The sequence below is a fragment of the Roseomonas sp. KE2513 genome (genome assembly GCF_016107305.1).
Lineage (GTDB): Bacteria > Pseudomonadota > Alphaproteobacteria > Acetobacterales > Acetobacteraceae > Roseomonas.
The window spans coordinates 1-721 of the sequence record NZ_RCVR01000171.1; the positions used below are offsets into that span (position 1 = coordinate 1).

Here is a 721-nt window from a genome sequence, read left to right on the forward strand (position 1 = left end):
GGTTGGCGGTATACCTCCAGCGGCCGAGACGATGCGGCGCTGCGCCTTCCCGGCATGCGCCGGCGCGTTGCGGGCGAAGTGGACGCGGCAGCGCCGAGAGGCCGCCCGGAGGACCTTGGTCACGGCAGCCTTCGGTCCCTCGTGCGCATCGGAGATCACGAGCCTCACGCCAGCCAGGCCGCGGCGCTTGGGGGAGCGGAGGAACTCGAGCCAGAACGCTCCGCCCCGGAGCTGCCCACCGCCATGCCGAGGACCTCGCGGCGCCCGTCCGCGTTCACCCTGCCCGCGATGGTCACGGCGACCGGGACGACCCGGCCTGCCTCGCGCACCTTCACGTGGGTCGCATCGAGCCAGACGTGGGGCCAGTCGCCCTCGGTCGGCCGTGTCAGGAAGCCCCGGACGCGCTCGTCGATCTCGGCGCAGAGCCGGGAGACGCCGCTCTTGGAGATCCCCCTCCATCCCCGTGGCCCGGACCAGGTCATCGGCGGAGCGGGTGGAGATGCCGTGGACGTAGGCCTCCCGGATCACGGCGGTCAGCGCCTTCCCGGCCCGCCTCCGGGGTTCCGGGAGGGCGGGGAAGTATGACCCCCGCCGGAGCTTCGGAAGCCGCAGCTCGACCGTCCCCGCCCGGGTTTGCCGGTCGCGATCGCGATACCCGTTCCTCTGCACCAGCCTCTCCGGAGACCGCTCGCCGTGGGCGGCCCCGGTGATCCCGGCCACC

At 73.6% G+C, this 721-nt stretch carries 1 pseudogene; it reads right to left on the reverse strand.

The annotated features are described in order from the left end of the window. Positions 1-721, reverse strand: a pseudogene (locus tag D9599_RS30790) (IS256 family transposase); the annotation flags it as partial.